This window comes from Streptomyces sp. NPDC015171 (assembly GCF_043079545.1).
Taxonomy (GTDB): domain Bacteria; phylum Actinomycetota; class Actinomycetes; order Streptomycetales; family Streptomycetaceae; genus Streptomyces.
Window position 1 is genome coordinate 1 of the sequence record NZ_JBIBUO010000045.1, and the last position, 4784, is coordinate 4784.

The 4784-nt window shown below is 68.5% G+C and carries 5 protein-coding genes; 2 read left to right on the top strand and 3 right to left on the bottom strand.

All coding sequences use genetic code 11. The features are described 5' to 3' along the window. Positions 1-283: 283 nt before the first annotated feature. Positions 284-943, top strand: coding sequence for an MSMEG_1061 family FMN-dependent PPOX-type flavoprotein (locus ACF073_RS41350; protein WP_392076722.1), 660 nt, complete (start codon positions 284-286; stop codon positions 941-943). Between the two features lie 213 nt (positions 944-1156). On the opposite strand, the gene ACF073_RS41355 is transcribed toward ACF073_RS41350, so the two are convergent. Next, positions 1157-1834, bottom strand: coding sequence for an alpha/beta fold hydrolase (locus ACF073_RS41355; RefSeq protein WP_392076723.1), 678 nt, complete (start codon positions 1832-1834; stop codon positions 1157-1159). Between the two features lie 285 nt (positions 1835-2119). Here ACF073_RS41355 and ACF073_RS41360 point away from each other — a divergent pair, with 285 nt between their 5' ends. Beyond that, positions 2120-2845: a uridine kinase gene (locus ACF073_RS41360; RefSeq protein ID WP_392076724.1), complete on the top strand. Its 726-nt coding sequence runs from the start codon at positions 2120-2122 to the stop codon at positions 2843-2845. A gap of 288 nt (positions 2846-3133) precedes the next feature. Here the strand turns inward: ACF073_RS41360 and ACF073_RS41365 are convergent, their stop codons facing one another. Both ACF073_RS41365 and ACF073_RS41370 read right to left on the bottom strand, forming a co-directional pair. Beyond that, positions 3134-3760 carry a PepSY domain-containing protein gene (locus tag ACF073_RS41365; RefSeq protein WP_392076726.1) on the bottom strand — a complete coding sequence of 209 codons (627 nt, stop codon included), beginning with the start codon at positions 3758-3760 and terminating at the stop codon, positions 3134-3136. Positions 3761-4117: 357 nt separating this feature from the next. Further along, positions 4118-4549 carry an HIT family protein gene (locus ACF073_RS41370; protein WP_392076727.1) on the bottom strand — a complete coding sequence of 144 codons (432 nt, stop codon included), beginning with the start codon at positions 4547-4549 and terminating at the stop codon, positions 4118-4120. Between the last annotated feature and the right edge of the window lie 235 nt (positions 4550-4784).

The following is a 4784-nucleotide window of genomic DNA, read 5'->3' on the forward strand; positions in this document are numbered from 1 at the left end:
TCGCCCACTGCTCGTCAGAAAGATCCCCTCGCCCCACACCGCGATCATCACGGCGCAGGGCGAACAACGAAGCCCACTTCTAAAACACCCCCTAGCAGCAGCCCCCGGGGCCGCACAATGGGCCCCGGAGCGGCTGGCCTGCCCGCGTGCCCTGCGGCAGACGTGCGGCAGGCAGGAGCCGCGGGCAGGAGAGGACATAGGGCCGTGGCTGCTGGCAGTCTCCTCTGTCCCCACGCTCGTCTCCCAAGGATCAACGGCGAGTCGGCCCAATAGGGTCAGAGGTATGACGCCACACCTTGCCAGCAGCGCATTCGACTCGCTCCGCCTCGACGCCGTGCGCGACCAGGAGGGCCTGCGCCAAGCCTACGGACCGCCCGGCGACGCGGCCGTGCGCAAGCAGATGACCGAACTCACCGAGCAGACCGCGCAGTTGATCGCCTGCTCATCGCTGGTCCTGGTCGCCAGCGCGGACGCCCAGGGCAACTGCGACGTCTCCCCGCGCGGCGGCCCCGCCGGGTTCGTCGCCGTCCTGGACGCACGGACGGTGGCGATACCGGACGCGACCGGCAACAAGCGTCTGGACTCCCTGCAGAACGTCCTCGAAACCGGACGTGCCGGCCTGCTGTTCGTCATCCCGGGACGCACCACGACGCTCAGGGTGAACGGCCGGGCCTGCGTCTCCACCCGCCCGGAGCTGCTGTCGCAGCTGACCGCCGTGGGCAAGCCGCCGGCCAGTGCCCTGGTGCTGGGGATCGAGGAGGTCTACCCGCACTGCCCCAAGTCGCTGCTGCGCAGCGCGGCCTGGAAGCCGGAGCAGTGGCTGCCGATCGACGCCCAGCCGACCTCGGCCGAGGTGACCCTGGCCCAGTTGCGGATGCCGGACCTGACGATCGCTGACGTCGAGCAGGCGGAGGCGGAGTCGCTGAAGTACCGGTACGAGTAACCGGCCGACCTGGGCGCGCTGAACCGCCAGCCGCCCCCGAAGCACCGGGCCAGAACGCCCCAGGATCAATCACGAGGCGGCCCGGAACAGGGGGCGGCTGTGCTCGGCAACACGTAGGGGGCCGCGGTTCCACACGCTTCACCGGAGAAGATCCGATCCGGCGACCGTCCCTCTCGACGATGACGACACGACAGAGGAGCGAGTGGTTGCGCGTCAGGCGGATTCGGGCCGCAACGCGCCGAGAACAGCCGCGAGGCTACGCGGGTCGCGGCGGGCGATGTTGTGGCCGACAGGAATCTCGTGAACCCTCCAGCCTGAGTCCTTGCGCAACCGTTCGGTCAGCGTCACGAACGGGCTGCCCGCCCACGCGCCACCGCTGATGTACGTGCGGCCGAGCGCGCGGCTGGGGTTGCCTTCCAGCCTGATCGACTGGACAAAGCTCGCCATTGGGTGCGGTCGCGCGCGTGGGTCGAGCCCATCAGGCACTGCGACCCATCGACCGTCGGCGCGGGCGCCGGCTATGAACAACTGCCGGAAGCTGTCGCTGGTCAAGGACCAACACGAATCCCCGTCGTCCGGGACGTAGGCGTCGATGAAGACGAGGTGATCGAGGCGGTCGCCGAGCCGGTCCGCGACACCGGCGATCACCATCCCGCCGTAGCTGTGCCCGCACAGTGCGAGGGGCGTCCCGTCGCTACGGTCGACGACCTCGGCCACCTGATCGATATGGGTGTCGAGGTTCGGCGGACGGTCCACATCAACCGGGCCGTCCGGCTCAAGCCCTGACAGGGTCACCGCCTCGACATGGTGACCATCTCGGTGCAACTCGGCGGCCACTGAGTCGAATACCCATCCGCCTTGCCAGCCACCCGGCACCATCACGAATTTCACCGCGTCATCGTAGGCCAAGCGGATTCCGACGAGTACAGCTCCTGACTGCTCGCCTCGACAACGCTCGGGCTGACAGGGCGAATCGCAAGGAGACCGGAAGGCACGGGCCGGCTCCTGTCCCGTCTCGTGGGATCTCGCTTTCGCGGGGCCTTTTGGCAAGCGAGGGTTCGTATTCACGTGAGAGGGGACCGCGTCCATGTCTCAACTTCTCGCTCCCGCGCCGAGCAGTTGCCGACGGCTGTCTCACTTCACCGGGCCGTTGGACCAGCCGGTAGGTTCACCTCCATGAGACCACCACAGGCGGACGTGCAGCATTCGGCTTCGTCCTGGCGGCAGCCGTGTCCTCCGGCGGCCTCCGTCGAGCGCAGCACGCTGGTAGAAGAGGTCGCCAAGCGCGTCCTGGCTCTCGGTCAGGGCCGCCTGCTCGTGGGGATCGACGGCTTCACCGCCGCTGGGAAGACGAGCTTCGGACATGAACTGGCTGAGTGGATCAGTGCTGCGGGGCGGGCAGTGCTCCGGGCGACTCTCGACGACTTCAAGAAGCCGTGGAGGGACCGGCACCTCTATGACCGGGAGTCCGGTGAGGGGTACTACCGCAACGCGTACGACTATGAAGCGGTCAAGCGCCTGCTGCTGGATCCCTGCCGGTCAGCGCGAGCGACGACCTGTGCTCTGTGCAGCATCGACCCGCTGACCCAGCGAGATCACTCATCCGACGTGACGCCGCTTGGCGCGGACGCCGTGCTGATCGTGGATGGTGTCTTCGCCTTCCGCCCCGAGATCAATGAGTACTGGGACTTCCGCGTCTGGTTGCAGGTGGATGCGGAGCTGTCTGTTCAGCGGGGTGCCGAGCGTGATCAGGACTGGGCCGGAACTGAAGCGGAGTCGATCCACCGCAACAGGTATCTGGTGGCCGAGCGTATCTATCTTCAAGAAGTCGACCCGTTGCCGATGATGGATGTTGTCATCGACAACTCGGTGTTCGCGCGTCCGCAGGTCGTGACACTGTGACGTCAGCGTGCTGCTGCGCCCGACTACACGATCTGCGGAGCGGAGACAGACCGGCCCGACGTGCACGATCCAGTGAGACTCGACGCGTCACATCAGCCGCGGTCCCGTCATTCCGCAGTCGTCCGACCAGGTTGGGGACTGCCTGCGGTGAGGTCGCGCAGGCGGTCCTCGGCCGGCCCCCGGCACCGAGGCGTGCAAGCAGCGCAACGTCGGCTCGTCGCCGTCCATGTGGTCCGGAGCAACCAGCCCCGCCAGCGTCCAACCGTGCGGGCGTGCGTGTGCGCGCCGTCAGTCCCGGTCGACGTGCTCCCGGAGAACCTTGCGGTTGGTCGCGTCGATGTCGTAGGTCGTCTTGTTCCAGTCATCGGTCGAGACGACGTCGACGGACCACGTCGGCGTGCCGCCGTCGGAGTCGTCTAGTTTGACGGCGGTGACGGTGCCCTTGGTCTTGTCGGTGGCGGTCTGAGCGGCCTGCTGCGGGGTCACTGTGGCCTTCTTCAGCCAGCCCGCCAGCTCCTGCTTGTCATCGGCGTCCTGGTCCGTCTCGGCCTGCGCCTTGCCGGCCTTTCCGGTGACCGCGTCGACGCGGACGGTGTGGGCGGCGCCGTCGGCCGTGACCACCTCGGTCTTCCACCGGGGCCGGTCGGCCGGGCCCTTGAGCTTGATCGAGACCAGCTCGGACTTCGGTACGGTCGCCACCGCGGCGCGCAGTGCCTGCTCCCAGCCCTTCTTGGCCGCGGGGATGAGCCGCTTCCGCTCCGTCTGGTCCTGGGTGAGGGTGCTCGGGCTCGCGGCGATCCGGGCGGCCTCGGCGTCACCGGCCTGCGCCGTATCGCCGCCGGCGCCGTTGCCGCACCCGGCGAGCAGGGCCCCGGCCGCGGCTGCCGCGGAGAGGAGGGCGGTGCCTCGCGCCATGGGACCATATATACGCTTCGAAGCGGAGTCATCACTTTTAGTTGCCATAGAGGCAGGTTAGGTGACGTAAGCGTTCAGTGCCTGCCGTAGGGCCGTCGGCCGCTGCCGCTGACGGGCACGTCACCGCGCGCCGGGCGGGGCGGCCGAGGACCCGGCCACCCGCACCGCCCGGGAAGCCGGTTCTTCGGGCGCCTGTCCTGTCCTGACCCGCCCGCCACCCCGGCCGGACCGGTCCGGCAGCTGCCGGGGCCGCGAGGCCCGCGGATGCCCTTCGACCTGCACGAGTCGTCGGGGCGGTCGAAGGGAGCCGCTCGCGCCGGTTGCAGCAGGGGAGCTCTGAATGAGTACGGGCTCTGGCTACATCCCGTGATGCGGCTTGTGGTCTCGGTTGAGCGCGGCCGCCAGTCGTGTGCCTGGATCGCCGGTGAGGCGTCGGCGGGACTGCCCGCTCGGCCACGTCGATATCCCGTCGTCCACCCATCGAGGAACGACGTGGAAGTGCAGGTGGGGAACGGACTGTTCCGATCCCGGTCCGCTGGCGCTCAGGATGTTGACGCCCGAAGCGTCAAGGGCAGTGCGCATGGCTGTCGCCACGCGCTGGACCAGCGTCATCGACGCGGTCAAGACATGGGGCGGGACCTCGAACACGTCCGTGAAGTGGCTGGTGGGGATGACCAGCGTATGACCCGGCGCGAGCGGGTTCAGCGGGGTGAAGGCACAGGTGTCAGCCTCGCGGGCTACCCAGTGTGCGGTGCCCTCCTGGACGAGTTGGCAGAAGACGCAGTCCACGCCGCCTACCCTGTCACAGGCCGCTCCGGGGTTCGGGTCCGGGCGGGTGCGACCGCGGGCGAGAAGACCGCCGCCTCGTATGAGACGGCGGTCTGTGCGGCCTCGTTGCCACTCGGGCCAAGACCCGTTTGCGGACTGGCCCTAGGGGGTGTTTTAGAAGTGGGCTTCGTTGTTCGCCCTGCGCCGTGATGATCGCGGTGTGGGGCGAGGGGATCTTTCTGACGAGCAGTGGGCG